10 protein-coding genes are annotated in these 14,189 nt (G+C 44.8%); 6 read left to right on the plus strand and 4 right to left on the minus strand.

All coding sequences use genetic code 11. The features are described from left to right. Positions 1-164 precede the first annotated feature (164 nt). From RJ60_RS01890 to RJ60_RS01910, 5 genes are all read left to right on the plus strand, one after another. Positions 165-1,154 carry a LacI family DNA-binding transcriptional regulator gene (locus tag RJ60_RS01890; RefSeq protein ID WP_099830549.1) on the plus strand — a complete coding sequence of 330 codons (990 nt, stop codon included), beginning with the start codon at positions 165-167 and terminating at the stop codon, positions 1,152-1,154. 26 nt (positions 1,155-1,180) lie between these two features. After that, the gene (locus tag RJ60_RS01895) at positions 1,181-2,257 is read left to right on the plus strand and encodes a carbohydrate ABC transporter permease (protein WP_099830550.1); all 1,077 of its coding nucleotides are present in this window, start codon (positions 1,181-1,183) and stop codon (positions 2,255-2,257) included. After that, positions 2,254-3,120 carry a carbohydrate ABC transporter permease gene (locus RJ60_RS01900; RefSeq protein ID WP_099830551.1) on the plus strand — a complete coding sequence of 289 codons (867 nt, stop codon included), beginning with the start codon at positions 2,254-2,256 and terminating at the stop codon, positions 3,118-3,120. Before RJ60_RS01895 ends, RJ60_RS01900 begins: the two co-directional genes overlap by 4 nt. A 125-nt stretch (positions 3,121-3,245) precedes the next feature. Then, on the plus strand, positions 3,246-4,514 hold the full coding sequence (locus RJ60_RS01905; RefSeq protein WP_099830552.1) for an ABC transporter substrate-binding protein: 1,269 nt from the start codon (positions 3,246-3,248) through the stop codon (positions 4,512-4,514). A gap of 75 nt (positions 4,515-4,589) precedes the next feature. Next, entirely contained in the window at positions 4,590-5,825 is a 1,236-nt protein-coding gene (locus tag RJ60_RS01910; RefSeq protein ID WP_099830553.1) for a glycosyltransferase, read from the plus strand. Between the two features lie 43 nt (positions 5,826-5,868). Here the strand turns inward: RJ60_RS01910 and RJ60_RS01915 are convergent, their stop codons facing one another. From RJ60_RS01915 to RJ60_RS01925, 3 genes are all read right to left on the minus strand, one after another. After that, positions 5,869-7,092: a 6-phosphofructokinase gene (locus RJ60_RS01915; protein WP_099830601.1), complete on the minus strand. Its 1,224-nt coding sequence runs from the start codon at positions 7,090-7,092 to the stop codon at positions 5,869-5,871. A 306-nt stretch (positions 7,093-7,398) separates the two neighbouring features. Next, a complete protein-coding gene (locus RJ60_RS01920; RefSeq protein WP_099830554.1) occupies positions 7,399-8,598 on the minus strand; it encodes a pyridoxal phosphate-dependent aminotransferase in 1,200 nt (399 codons plus the stop codon). Between the two features lie 487 nt (positions 8,599-9,085). Continuing rightward, the gene (locus tag RJ60_RS01925; protein WP_099830555.1) at positions 9,086-11,116 is read right to left on the minus strand and encodes an Ig-like domain-containing protein; all 2,031 of its coding nucleotides are present in this window, start codon (positions 11,114-11,116) and stop codon (positions 9,086-9,088) included. 306 nt (positions 11,117-11,422) lie between these two features. Here RJ60_RS01925 and RJ60_RS01930 point away from each other — a divergent pair, with 306 nt between their 5' ends. Beyond that, the gene (locus RJ60_RS01930) at positions 11,423-13,183 is read left to right on the plus strand and encodes an NADH-dependent [FeFe] hydrogenase, group A6 (protein ID WP_099830556.1); all 1,761 of its coding nucleotides are present in this window, start codon (positions 11,423-11,425) and stop codon (positions 13,181-13,183) included. A 48-nt stretch (positions 13,184-13,231) separates the two neighbouring features. On the opposite strand, the gene RJ60_RS01935 is transcribed toward RJ60_RS01930, so the two are convergent. Next, positions 13,232-14,143: a sugar transferase gene (locus tag RJ60_RS01935; protein WP_099830557.1), complete on the minus strand. Its 912-nt coding sequence runs from the start codon at positions 14,141-14,143 to the stop codon at positions 13,232-13,234. Positions 14,144-14,189: the final 46 nt, after the last annotated feature.

Below are 14,189 nucleotides of genomic sequence, written 5' to 3' on the forward strand. Positions count from 1 at the left end.
AAGATCTCAGGATTTATCTGCAGGATACAACAGCTAATTTGCCTTTTTCTTCGATATTTATTCTTCATTCACTCAAATAAAGGATATTCACGTTTTGACTGACTTAATTGAATTGTTATAATGGAAGCGATTCCAAATTCCTATTGATTATAGGAGCGATCTCTTTGAAGAAGCCAACTATTAAGGATGTTGCAGCTCTTTCCGGAGTTGGAACCGGTACCGTTTCGCGTGTACTAAATGGCGGTTCTGTTAAAGAGGCAACCAGGATTAAGGTTGTTAGAGCGATTGAGAAATTAGGTTATCAACCGAATCAAACGGCAAGAACACTGGCGGGAGGCAAGACAAGAAGAATTCTCTTCCTGATGCCGGAAGTCAGGACTGAGTTCCATTGGAGAGTTATGAAGTCGTTTGATGACTATCTCGACATGAAAAACTACGAGATGGTAATTTATCCTGTGTTTTCGGAAAGGAGACTGAGCAGACTTAGGAGAGATCTTGCTTTGCTTCATGACTCAGATGGGGCTGTAGTTTGTACAATGAACACAGAATTCTTGCTTAAGAACGGTATTGACTTCGGAACAAACATAGTCTTTTTTGAGGCTCAATCCGAGGAGTACGACTGTGTTTATCTGGATAATGTCATGGGCGGAAGGATGGCTGCCGAGCTGCTCATTGAGTGTGGCTCATCAGATTTCTTTGTGATCTCTTTTGAGGAAGAAAACACTATTCTAGCAACTGAGAATTTCGAAAAGAGAATTGAGGGCTTTATCGACATTCTCCGGGACAAGGGATATGATTTTGACCCAGAGAGGCTCGTCTACACATCGTTCTTCTTCGAAACGGCTCACGAAAAGATTGCACGGATCCTTTCTGAAAACACTAAACCCGGCATTTTCGCATTGGCCGACAATTTTGCCCTTGAGGTTCTTCAGACTGCTGCTGCTATGAAGAAGATTCCTGGAAAGGATTTTTTCCTTGTGGGATATGATAATCAGAGTTGGACTCAAAGAGCTGGTTTGACTACAATCGAGCAGCCAATGGAAGAAATGGGGAAGAAAACAGCGGAGCTGATAATCCAAAAGATAGAAGCACCAGGACAGTATGTTCAGCCGGTTAGATTCCTGCCCAAGCTAAAACGCAGGAGGACGGCCTGATTTATCTCTAATAGTGAGGAGGATTTATGGCCAGGAAAGATAAGCTATCACTTGCTCAGAAGGAACAGAGAACCGCTTACAAATTGCTTATTCCAGCTCTGCTGATCCTAGCGGCCGTTGCTTTTTATCCCCTGTTTCAGGTTTTCTACACGAGTCTCACCGACAAGGTCTTCGCCTCGGGAAAGGACGAGGCGCCTGAGTTCATAGGGCTAGAAAACTATAAGAGTCTGCTCGGGCTTACAATACGGGAACTACCTGCAGTGTTAGATGATTCAACCGGAGAAACATTGATTGACGAGTCAACGGGTAGACCAGTATATGAAAGAGCGATTAGAGTCTTGCCCAGAAGTCCGATCAGGTACAGAGAGTGGTTTCAGTTTTCTTTTTTCGGACGGCGTTATGTAGTAGGTGCGAGAGATCCTGAGTTCATGAAGGCGATCTGGAATACGCTGGTCTTCACTGTTATTTCGGTCTTTCTAGAGACTATTCTTGGTCTTGGAGTTGCACTTGTAGTGAACAGCAACTTCAAGGGGAAAGGAATTATGAGAGCTACAATGCTTGTTCCCTGGGCCGTTATTACCGTTGTCTCAGCAAGGATATGGGAGTGGATGCTTCAACCAACGAGAGCTGGTCTTTTCAACATGGTCATTAGTAGACTGGGCTTGGGCGATGGAGATCTTTCGTTCCTCAGTATGTCAGGTCTGCAAATGCCCACTCTCATAGCTGTAGATGTTTGGAAAACAACGCCGTTCATGGCGCTTCTGATTCTTGCGGGATTGCAGCTTATCCCGAGAGAACTCTATGAAGCTGGAAGGGTTGATGGAGCAAGTAGAATTAGACAGTTTCTCTCTATCACAATGCCGCTTTTAAAGCCTACGTTAGCTGTAGCGCTCATCTTCAGAACGCTTGACGCCCTAAGAGTGTTTGACGTATTTCAGGTCTTGATGGGCAACCGGATGTACTCTATGGCCTCATACAATTATTATCAGCTGATCGGGAACAGGAATATGGGACTAGCTTCGGCAATAGGCGTAATAATATTCTTCCTAATCGGTATCTTCGCTGTGATTTACATGAGGCTTATGGGAGTTGATGAAGAATGAAGAAGAATAGATTGCTCTGGTTCATAGGGAGAGTAGCTTTCTGGGTACTCGTACTGTTCATATTCTTTTACATGCTATTTCCGTTCTACTGGGCAGTTAACTCCTCGCTGAAGTCTGAGGCTCAACTACAGATGACCCCCGCTACTTTTGTTCCTGTGGACGGAAATGGAAAGTTCTCGCCGACACTTCAGAATTATGTTGCTGTGTTCAATGACGGGACCTTCGTTAGAGCTTTGTGGAACAGCACCATAGTTGCAGGACTAACTACAGTTCTTGCTCTAGGAGTTGGGTCTTTTGCGGCCTACGCAATGGGAAAACTTAGGTTCAAAGGGAAGAAGATAACACTCTATCTAATCCTTTCGCTAACCATGTTTCCTCAAATCACTGTACTCTCTGGGTTATACGCGGTAATCACAACGCTGAATCTAGGTGCTAGATTGAGTTTGATCCTCTCTTATATGATTTTTACTTTGCCTTTTACAACATGGGTTCTTACAGCTTTTTTCAAAGAGCTTCCTACGGAGATTATGCAGTCGGCATGGGTCGACGGTGCAACTCCATTCCAAACTTTCTATATGATCTTGCTGCCTTTGACAGCGCCGGCCCTAGTAACAGCAGGATTACTGGCATTTATAGCTGCTTGGAACGAGTACATATTTGCTCTTACATTCACAACTATTGCGCCTCAAGCAAGGACAATTCCCGTCGCGATTTCGTTGTTCACAGGGAGTGTCTCGAGACAGGTTCCCTTTGGCGAGATCATGGCTGGCGCAGTAGTGGTTACAGTACCGGTTGTAGTTCTTGTTTTCATCTTCCAAAGACGAATTGTGCAAGGATTGACTGCCGGGGCGGTAAAGGGATAGCGATGCTGAAATTATATGAATGTTTCGTTTCAATGCTAACGGGAGGTGATTTGAAGAGTCAAAGTAACTAAATGAGATTTGAGGATTGATGAAACTCAAAAAAACTCTTTTGAAGGAGGGGTATTATGAAAAAGGTACTTTTAACTCTCATGGTAGTATCATTCGCGTTAATGGCCATTTCCCAAACTGTGATTACGGTAGCCGCAGGAGCTGTCGGTCAGGAACTCGAGCTAACAAGGAAGGCTGCTGAGATGTATATGGAGATCCATCCGGATGTCACGGTAAGAGTTCTCGACACTCCAGATATGGTACAGGACAGACTAGGTCTCTATCTCCAGTTCCTCGAAGCAAGAAGTCCCGAGATTGACGTTTATCAGGTGGACGTAATCTGGCCCGGCGACCTCGCAGAACACTTCGTAGATCTTTACGAGTACAACGCCGACAAGGTTGTATCGATGCACTTTCCGGCAATAGTTGAGAATAACACAGTAGATGGAAAACTGGTTGCCATTCCATGGTTCACGGATGCCGGACTTCTCTACTACAGGACCGACCTTCTTGAAAAGTATGGGCTTGCTGTGCCGAAGACCTGGGACGAACTGGAAGAGACAGCAAGAATAATACAGGAAGGCGAGAGGAAAACAAATCCCGACTTTTGGGGATTTGTTTGGCAGGGAAACGCCTATGAGGGCTTAACATGTGACGCTCTTGAATGGCTTGCTTCAAACGATGCAGGTACGATTATCAGCGCCGACAAGAAGATAACAATTGCCAATGCAAACGCCGTTGAGATACTTGAAAAGGCCGCCGGCTGGGTAGGCACGATTTCTCCAAGTGGTGTCTTGACATTTGCCGAAGAGGATGCAAGAGCGGTATGGCAGACAGGGAACGCTGCTTTCATGAGAAACTGGCCATACGCTTATTCACTAAGCAGAGGCGAGGACAGCGCCGTAGCAGGAAAGTTTGACGTCTCTCCTCTACCTGCAGGAAAGAGCGGTAGCGGAGCGGCAACGCTTGGCGGTTGGCAGCTCTCGGTTAGCAAGTACAGCAGAAATCCGGAAATTGCAGCCGATGTGGCGCTCTTCATGGCTGGATATGAAGTTCAGAAGATGAGGGCAGTAGAAGGCTCCTTTAACCCCACAATTGGGGCTCTTTATGCGGATTACGAAGTGCTAAAAGCCAATCCGTTTTTTGGTTCATTGTATGATGTGTTTATAAATGCCGTTGCTAGACCTTCAACGGCGACCGCGCCACGATATAATGAAGTGTCTACTCTCTTCTTCAAGGCGGTTCATAACATCCTCTTGGGTACAGCAGATGCTCAGAACGCTCTTGAAGAACTCGCTCTTGATCTGGAAGATCTAACAGGTTTTGAAGTAGTTTGGGGCTTCTAGTAACTGTCTAACTTGGTTAGCTGGTCCCAATCGGGACCAGCTAACCTTTTGCCAAAGCAGAAAGAAGGTGTGGACGTGAAGACTACGCAAGTACAGAGAAAGAGTCTGAAGGACTATGAGCCTTTTATAGAAAGTGATCTATTGGAGAGTATTCTTAAGCTTTCGAGCGAACTCAGGGGTCTGAGAGTTTTGCATGTCAACGCAACATCTTTTGGAGGAGGCGTGGCGGAAATACTACACACTCTGATTCCTTTAATGAAAGACTGTGGCCTCAATGTCGATTGGAAAGTAATTGACGCTCCTTCTCGGTTTTTCGACCTTACAAAAAGGATGCACAACGCACTTCAGGGTAAGGAGGATCGACTATCAGATGAAGATAGGGACCTTTTTGAAAACGTTTCAAAAGACAACGCGAGTTTCATAAAACCAGGTGAATACGATATTGCGGTGATACATGACCCTCAACCGGTAGGTCTTCCTGCCTTTGCAGACTTCGGAAGTTGCAGGCTTGTATGGAGATGTCACATAGATACTTCCTCACCCAATCGGGTCTTCTGGGATTATCTAAACGGCTTCCTGTCTTACTATAATGCAGCTGTATTCACACTCAAAGACTATGCTAAAGACGGGATTTCAATCGACAAGATCTACGAAATTCCACCTTCAATTGATCCTCTAAGCAACAAGAACAGGGAACTGTCGAAGGAAGAGATGCAACAGGCACTAAGAAAACTCGGAATCGAGAGTGGAAAACCCGTTATAACTCAAGTATCAAGGTTCGATCCGTGGAAGGATCCGTTGGGAGTTGTAGATGCGTATAGAAAGCTGAAGGAGAGGTTTAGAGAGCTTCAGCTTCTGCTAATAGGGTCGATGGCTTCAGATGATCCTGAGGGCTGGAAGATCTATGAAGACCTTCTAAGATACAGTGGAATGGATTACGACATCAAGGTTCTCTCGAACTTCCAGAATATCAGTGATATCGAGGTGAACGCAGCTCAAAGAGTAAGCAAAGTCGTTCTTCAGAAATCACTTCGCGAGGGTTTTGCTTTGACTGTGAGCGAGGCAATGTGGAAGAAGACTCCCGTAGTTGGGGGAAACGTTGGAGGCATTCCTCTTCAGGTTCACCACGGAATTAACGGCTATCTCGTTGAAAGCGTTGAAGATACCATTGAGTACACTGGAAGAATACTTGATGATCCCGGTCTTGCAAAGGAAATGGGGAACAAGGGATATGAAATAGTGAAGAAAGACTTCCTAAGTACGAGACATCTACATCAATATCTTCAACTTTTCCGAGATCTTACGAATTGAGAAGGCCCCCGTCCCGGCCATATGCGGAACGGGGAGCTTCATATCAGAGGAGCTTCTCCACCTTTCTTCTTTCAAGATTCTCGTATATGGGCAGACCATGTAGATAGAGATTTGGAGCTTCACCCTGTATGAGCGGTAGTGCATAGGATCTGAACTCCTCAGTAACGTGAAATCCGTCTTCCGAGATGAATTCTTTAGGAAGGTCTTTCGTTCCGTTGGCGATCCTCTCCAGATCAACTGTGCAGTATTTCTTCAGATAGGGCCTATTACTTAATCGGCGAATTGAGACCATCACTCCGCTTACCCCTTCTAGTGCTTCCCTGACTGCTAGTGCTCCTACCTCAACTGCTTCTTGCCAATCTATAAGGCTTGCAATGTGTCTTGAAGACCTCTGAAGATAATCCGGGATAGCGACATGCACTTTGCACTTCAAGGAATCGCGAATTGTCTTTTCGAGGTATTGCCCTATCTTCCCGAGCTGCACATTTCCGAAGGAATCGTAGTATCCGGCAGTAGATATGTATGATCCATCAGGCCTCTTAAGAGCCTCTGACGCAACGATCGAACAATAGCCCTCTCTTACGATTACATCATCTACTTTTGCAATGAAGGCATCTTCGTTGAAGGGTACTTCCGGGAAAAGTATGATCTGAGGACCGTGGAATCGGTCACTACTTGCAAGTGAACCTGAAGCAGCAAGCCAGCCTGAATGACGCCCCATAGACTCCATAATGAAAACCTTTGTGGAATCGCTGTACATTGATCTCTTATCTCTCGTCGCCTCCATTATCGAAATCGCAGTGAATCTTGCAGCGGAACCATATCCAGGACAGTGATCGGTTTCCATGAGATCATTATCAACAGTCTTGGGTATTCCTATCACTTGCAATGGAATGCCGAGTTCTTTTGCTTTGTTATCGATCTTGTTGGCGGTATCCATTGAATCATTGCCCCCGTTATAGAAGAAGTAACGGATGGAATGAGCGTCGAAGACTCTGAACAATCTATCGAAGTCCTCATCGCTGTCGATTTTCGTTCTGCAAGAGCCGAATACCGCGCCAGGAGTGTAGGGAATCCTGTCTATCTCACTCCGTGTTTCTTCCGTCAAGTCAAGAAGCTCTTCGTTGAGGATTCCTTTGATACCATTTATTCCGGCAAATATCCTGTCGATTCCTTCACTCTCAAGCGCCGCAACAATCGTCCCATAAGCTGATGCGTTGATTACGGATGTAACGCCCCCGGATTGAGCATATAACGCGTTTTTCACTTTCATGATCCACCTCCCCCCATCATTTCGTAACTATGATATCAGACACACTAAACCGGAGGGAAGTTGCTCACTCGCTGTAGCATCAACTAGTAGGGTTGAAAAGAGCTCGTGCCAGCTTGCTTTGTCTGAAATGCTTCATACTCATAGATTAGATCTATGGCATCTTTCCTGTAAAAAATTCTCGTAATAAGCAAGGACAAAATGCTTACCGCAACGCTAAAATGAGAAAAGGAATCCATAACTGCCATGGACTCCTTCCTTTGTTCTGAAATAGTCGATAGAGCTCGATTTTTGGAAAGTCTACTAGACAGAAACGAACAAGCGATTATATTCCTTTAGACCTAAAGCCAATACTTCAATGGCGATCTTCATCTTTTCTGAAGAAAGAACATAAGCAATCCTAACTTCTTTTCGTCCAATGCCTTCACTCGAATAGAATCCCTCCAGCGGCGCCACCATTACAGTGCTTCCATCATAGGAAAAGTCTGTAAGCATCCATTTGACGAATTCTTCAGCGTCTTCAACAGGAAGCTTGACCGAGATATAGAAAGCACCAGAGGGTTTTTGCATCTCTATTCCATCGATTTTGCTCAGTTCTTTAAAGACCACATTTCTTCTGAGTTCATACTCTCTTCTCACCGAATCAGTGTATTCTTTACCAAGCGTTAGAAGGCCAATTGTTCCAAGCTGAGCAATGGTTGGAGGAGATAATCTTGCCTGAGCAAACTTCATCATTGTTCTGTAAAGCTCACTGTTTTTTGTTGCCACACAACCAATTCTTGCGCCACAGCTGCTGAATCTCTTAGAAATACTATCAACGATAATTATGTCCTGTCCTGAATCAAGCGTCATTATTGAAGAAGGCTTTATTTCATCAAAAACGATTTCTCGATACACCTCGTCGCAGATAATATATAGATCATTTCTTCTTGCGAAGTCGATAAGTCTCCTTAACTCACGCTCTGTATAAACTACTCCCGTGGGATTAGAAGGATTTGAGAATAGAATCGCCCTCGTCCTTTTTGTCAAGGCCTTTGATAGTTCTTCGTCAGCGGGCAGCCGATATCCGTTTGATATTTTCGACGTAGCGGACCTCACATTGAGTCCCAGCATGTTGGCAAAGCCTTTGTAATTTGCGTAGAATGGCTCGATCAACATAATCTCATCGCCAGGATCAGCGACAGCAGCAAGGGCGAAAAGAATCGCCTCGCTGCCACCCGAAGTGACAAGAAGCTCATCGGCCGAAACGTCTATTTCCCATGACTGGAAATAGTCTGAAAAAGCTTGCTTTAGCTCTCTTATTCCATCTGAAGGCGAGTATGAGACTACAGAATCTGATAGCTTATTCATGTAATCATAAAACACTCTTGGAGTTTCAATGTCAGGCTGACCGATATTGAGATGATAGACTTTCACACCTTTCTCCTTCGCTTTCTGTGCAAAAGGCACTAGTTTTCTTATAGGAGAAGATGGCATAAGAATTCCGCGTTTCGATATTTCCATGATTTGCCCCCTTAAGTCAAAATGATAACCTTTCTGAATCATTATACAATAAGTAGATCTGAGCATAAAGGGTAACGTTAGCCCTTCAGAAGGCGTTAGTTGGATTTCCAGTTGCATCATCTAGCGAAAAAGGCTGCATACGCAGCCTTCGTTATGAATAGCATCAAAACCTGTTTTCTAGTGACAAGAACAAATGATTATTTTCTTCTGTCCTCGAATGATACCTCAACTAGATTAAGGGTTCTATCTGTCTCGAGTTCGAGTCCCTTCTGATCTCCTGATGGAGTTCTCTTCAATTCTTTTTCAATCATGTAACAAACCTCCTGTATTCATCTTCTCCCCCGCTACCAAACTTATTATAGCATACTTCAGTACTAAGCGAAAGGAATAGAGAGCGCCAACAAGATAATAGCTCATAATCAAGTCTAGTTGGTATTAATATCCCTTGAACCCGAAAGGCAACCTAAGATGGCAAACAGTGAGTATATTATCTTACGGTTATTGTAAAAGCAGCTGTAGCCTCCCCGCCTTTGAGATCACTAGCTCTAAGCATAACTGTGCTTGATCCAAGTGTTTCAGGAATGAATGAGTAGATGCTACCGGTCAACACTCCAGGTCCATAGATTAGTTCGTATCTAAGATAGTCTCCGTCGGGGTCGCTGCTGAACTGTCTCAAGTCAAGCCGAAGAGTTCTTGAGATTATTGTGGTTTGATCTGGAATATTGAATTCGGGCGGCCTGTTCGTATCTGTAACGAGCACGTCAAAAGAAGCATTTGCCGTACCTCCCTTACCGTCTGATGCACTTACGACGAATGTGTAGAAGCCGTAATCCTCGTACCCAGGTTCAATTATCAGCCTGCTTCCTTCAATCGTTCCCATTCCCTGAACGATCTCAAATGATAGATTGTCATTGTCCGGATCAGATGAGTATTCATTCAGATCAACAACAAGTCTAGAACCTTCTGCTATCGTGAACCCTGGTATGTTCAAAACAGGGGGTCTATTGCTCTCTCTGACATCAATTCTTACCGTTGCTCTTGCCGATCCGCCCTTTCCATCGCTCACTGAAACAACCGCTTCGTAGCTTCCCGCGCTGCCATAGTCTGCGTCAAAAGTGTAAGTTCTTCCCTGAATTGTTCCCGGACCTGAAACTAGTGAGTAGTTAAGCGGGTCATTATCTGGATCGGAAGCGTGATCTGAAAGGTTAATCGTCAGCCTTTCTCCCTCAGAAATCCTCCTCGGAAGAATTGAGATCACAGGCGGGTTATTTGTTTGACTTACATTGAATGTCACTGTTCTGTCTACCGATCCGCCCTTTCCATCGGAGGCTCTGATAGTTGCTGAGTATCTTCCTGGATCAGATGATTGAAAAGTATACTGACTACCGGCGATTCTTCCGGAACCGCTGACAAGCTGGTATGAAAGTATGTCTCCGTCAGGATCTGAGAAGTAATTGCCGAGGTTAAGCGTAAGTTGTTCATTAACTTCAATCGTTCTCTCGGGAATGTTCGAAGCTACCGGTACTCTGTTTTTAGTGGCGATACTGATTTGAAAGCTATCTTCAACAGTATTTAAACCGTCCGAAATCTGTAGAACAACGGTCTTTATGCCTGAGTCATTCTCGGTACTTGTGTATGAATAGAGTGATCTCTCTACCTCACCAGGGCCCGAACTAATTCTTATCGAAACTGGATCATTTTCCGGATCCCTTATGAAGGTTCGGAGATCCAGAACGAGTGTATTGCCCTGGTCCAGAGTCTGATCAGGGATGCTCGACACCGGTGGAAGATTTCTTGTTTCAGCTGTTACTAATCGCGAAGAAGCGTCTGTTCCTTCGGGAGTAATGGTGACTGCTGTTGCTGACTCGATTGTTGTGGAGTCAGCTGATGGTGTTGATGGAGTTGTAATGAACGCCTTATTCAATATCAAGAATGTTGAATCATCATTTCCTCCGCGACCGTCAAGAACTGTTATGGTTATACTTTCCTCTGTTCTTGTTGCAAAGTCCGGTTTGTATGTGTAACTGCTGCCAATTATCTGACCGTTGCCAGAAGAGATTCTGTACGTAAGAGGATCCAAATCTGGATCTTCTGCGAACTCATCAAGATCTATGGAAACGGTTTCGTTGTGCGCAATTACCTGATCCGGCACTGATAGCACTGGTGGACGATTCACTTCCCTAACGGTAATGACAAATGTGGATTCGGCAGTTTGCTCTTTCTGGTCAGCAACCGAAATCGTAACTGTGTGTTTTCCAGACTGCTGATAACTCGGCGAGAATGTATAGAATGTGTCCCTGATTTCTCCAGGGCCCGCTAACTTTCTGTAGGTGAGAGACGCCATCTTTTCGTCGCTTGAGTAATCGTGTAGATCTATAGAAAGAATATCACCCTCGTTGATTATCATGTCTGGAATGCTCATCACAGGGGGTTTGTTAAGCACATCAGGAAGCAATCTGATGGCAAATACGACTGCTACCACGACCATCAACAACGCCCAGAAGAACCATTTTCTCATACCGCATAACCTCCATAGAGACCATAATAGTAATCAAGTCTATTATAGTCTTATTCCTGTTCCATGCCCAAATGGAATGGGTTCTGAATACCTTTAGTGAGAACTCCTCCCAATCGTTAGTCGGAGACTCGCATACTGTTTAACACGTCTAACCATGTTGCCTTTCATTTGTTTCCCTGTGGGTAAATTTTAACCTAATACCTGGCATAAGGGGCGATCAATATGCTAGAATCTATTTGATAGAAAAATCACAATCTAGTTTCTTCTCTCTCAATAACTGAAGATTTCGAATGGAGGTGCTGTTCGGTGCCCGTGACAATTACCATTAACGGCAAGGACTATTCCGTGAAAGAGGATCAGAGTATTCTTGAGGCTTGCCGTGAAGTTGGAATGGATATTCCAACGCTCTGTTATCACCCTGCCCTCTCTGTTGTTGGATCATGCAGGGTCTGTGTCGTCGAGGTTGAGGGAGCTCGTAGTCTCTCGCCCGCATGCGCAACTCAGGTCGCTGATGGAATGAAGATTAAGACGAATTCTGAAAGAGTGAACAAGGCCGTAAGATTCAACCTTGGTCTTCTGCTTTCAAATCACCCCAATGACTGTATGACCTGTGATGTGAATGGTAGATGCGAGTTTCAGGATCTGATATATCAATACGATGTTAAAGACATGTTCCCGAAGACCCTCAGAAATGTTTCTTATGACACTTCCAGTCCATCGCTGTTCAGAGACATGAACAAGTGTATTGATTGTGGAAGATGCGTTAGAGCATGTGATGAACTCCAGGGCCTATCAATTCTATCACCTGTAAATAGGGGATATCATGTTCTGCCTTTACCCGCTCTCGGAGCCCCTATTGCAGCTACTGACTGTATAAATTGTGGTCAGTGTTCAGCGGTATGCCCGGTTGGAGCTATTACCGAAAGGATGGAGTTCAGAGATGTTGTTGCCGAACTGAAGAGACATGATAAAGTTCTCATTGCGCAGACGGCTCCTTCAGTGCGCGTTGCGTTGGCTGAAGAGTTTGGAGAACTTCCCGGAACCGTTAGCACCGGCAAGATGGTTGCTGCACTCAGAAAGCTAGGGTTCGACTATGTGTTCGATACGAATTTCTCTGCTGACCTGACAATTCTGGAGGAAGGCTCTGAACTACTCGAAAGAGTTAAGGAAGGTGGAAAGTTCCCGATGTTCACCTCTTGTTGCCCTGGATGGGTTAACATGATGGAGAAACTATACCCGGAGTACACCGAGAACCTTTCAACTGCCAAGTCTCCTCAAGAAATGATGAGTGCTCTTGTCAAGACTTTCTTCGCGGAGAAGATTGGTAAAAGGCCGGAAGACATTTACCTGGTCTCCATCATGCCTTGTACTGCTAAGAAAGATGAGAAGGGGAGAGATACACTTCAAGTAAGAGGTGCCCAATCGACGGATGCAGTTCTGGTAACCAGGGAGCTCGGGAAACTTATCAAAATGCATAAGATACCCTTCGAGTCGCTTGAAGAGGAAGAATACGACAATCCTCTTGGGATCTCAACAGGAGCTGCAGCTATCTTCGGAGCAACTGGAGGCGTCATGGAAGCGGCTTTGAGAACCGCGTACGAGGTATACACCGGGGAAGAGTTGCCCAGACTTGACTTCGACTTTGCTCGCGGATTCGAAGGTGTGAAGGAAGCTGAAATAGAAATGAAGGGCACTAAAGTAAAAGTTGCGATTGCTCATGGTGGAAGCAATGTTGTCAAGTTGATGGACAAGATACGTTCAGGTGAAGCCTTCTACCATTTTGTCGAGATAATGGCATGTCCAGGTGGCTGTATAGGTGGCGGCGGTCAACCGAAATCGAGTGTTCCTGGTTATTTGGAAAAGAGAATGGAAGCAATATATAGTATTGACAAGTCTTCCAAAATCAGGAAATCTCATGAAAATCCGGGAATTCTAAAGCTTTACGAAGAGTATTTGGAGAAGCCCCTAGGACACCTCTCACACGAACTACTCCATACTCATTACAAGAACAACAGCAAGAGCGTAATTGAGAGAAAGAAGGAGCTTGAGGAAATCGCCAAAGGGTAGCTATGATGAAGAAGGTAATCCGAGGGGCCAGGTGCCCCTCGTTTCTATTCAGCCATCGCTTCTCAGCAGAGCCAGAAACACTGCAAAGGGTGTTTTCAAGAGACACCTGAAGTCTAGCATCAACGACCTGTTCTTGACATAATAGAGGTCGTAAGCAGTTTTTACTTTGTACTCTTCAAGTGTTGTTGTGTACTTGTAATTGATCTGCGCCCAACCTGTGAGTCCGGGTTTGACTAAGAGTCTTAGTGGGTAATCGGGTATGTTCTCCATTCCGAGGCTGTGAAATGATGGGAGCTCTGGCCTTGGCCCGACTAAGCTCATGTCTCCCTTTATGATGTTGATTATCTGAGGAAGTTCATCCAATCTTAGAGGTCTCAAGAATCTGCCTAGGCGAGTAATCCTATCTTTACCCGCCTTTGTTTCAAAAGTTCTAAACTTATACATTTCGAATTCCCTGCAGTCCTTTCCGATCCTCTTCTGGCAAATAAATACAGGTCTTCCGCTAGAGATAACTGAGGTCAGCACAATTACTCCGATGACAGGGCCGAACAGGACGAGCATCGCGACTCCGAGGACTATGTCAAGTACTCTCTTGATTCTGTCGTAGGTTTTCTTGGTTTCTATTGGTTCTCTTTCAATAAGCATCAACTTCTCTTCATTGAAGCTCTCGTGAGAAAGCCTGTATAGAAAGAAGTATCTCAGAGCGGTAAGTGTCAGAGTAGGTAGGGCTATCCATGGTGATAAACGAATCAACAAAGCCCCGAATAAGCAAGACAAAACAACGGATCCAAGGGAAGAAGCCTTCTGCTTATCTGGATCGGAAAAAGTGATTCCCTCGTAACCGCGCATAGAAAAGCTAATAAAGACACATACACCAAGAGCTGCGATAAACGCATCAAAACCGTTCAATAAGAGCGGCAAAGCTAGAGAAAGATCCAGCAAATACCATAGCCTGTCCATCGTTATATTGTCTCATCTTTACAACGATATTGGAACCAGCAATTTC

The sequence above is a fragment of the Mesotoga sp. B105.6.4 genome, assembly GCF_002896535.1.
Classification (GTDB): domain Bacteria; phylum Thermotogota; class Thermotogae; order Petrotogales; family Kosmotogaceae; genus Mesotoga.

Bases quoted from the DNA above. Each gene is read 5' to 3' on its own strand.
- RJ60_RS01895 (WP_099830550.1), top strand. From the start codon at position 1,181: ATGGCCAGGAAAGATAAGCTATCACTTGCTCAGAAGGAACAGAGAACC.
- RJ60_RS01900 (WP_099830551.1), top strand. From the start codon at position 2,254: ATGAAGAAGAATAGATTGCTCTGGTTCATAGGGAGAGTAGCTTTCTGG.
- RJ60_RS01905 (WP_099830552.1), top strand. From the start codon at position 3,246: ATGAAAAAGGTACTTTTAACTCTCATGGTAGTATCATTCGCGTTAATG.
- RJ60_RS01920 (WP_099830554.1), bottom strand. From the start codon at position 8,598: ATGGAAATATCGAAACGCGGAATTCTTATGCCATCTTCTCCTATAAGA.
- RJ60_RS01925 (WP_099830555.1), bottom strand. From the start codon at position 11,116: ATGAGAAAATGGTTCTTCTGGGCGTTGTTGATGGTCGTGGTAGCAGTC.
- RJ60_RS01935 (WP_099830557.1), bottom strand. From the start codon at position 14,143: ATGGACAGGCTATGGTATTTGCTGGATCTTTCTCTAGCTTTGCCGCTC.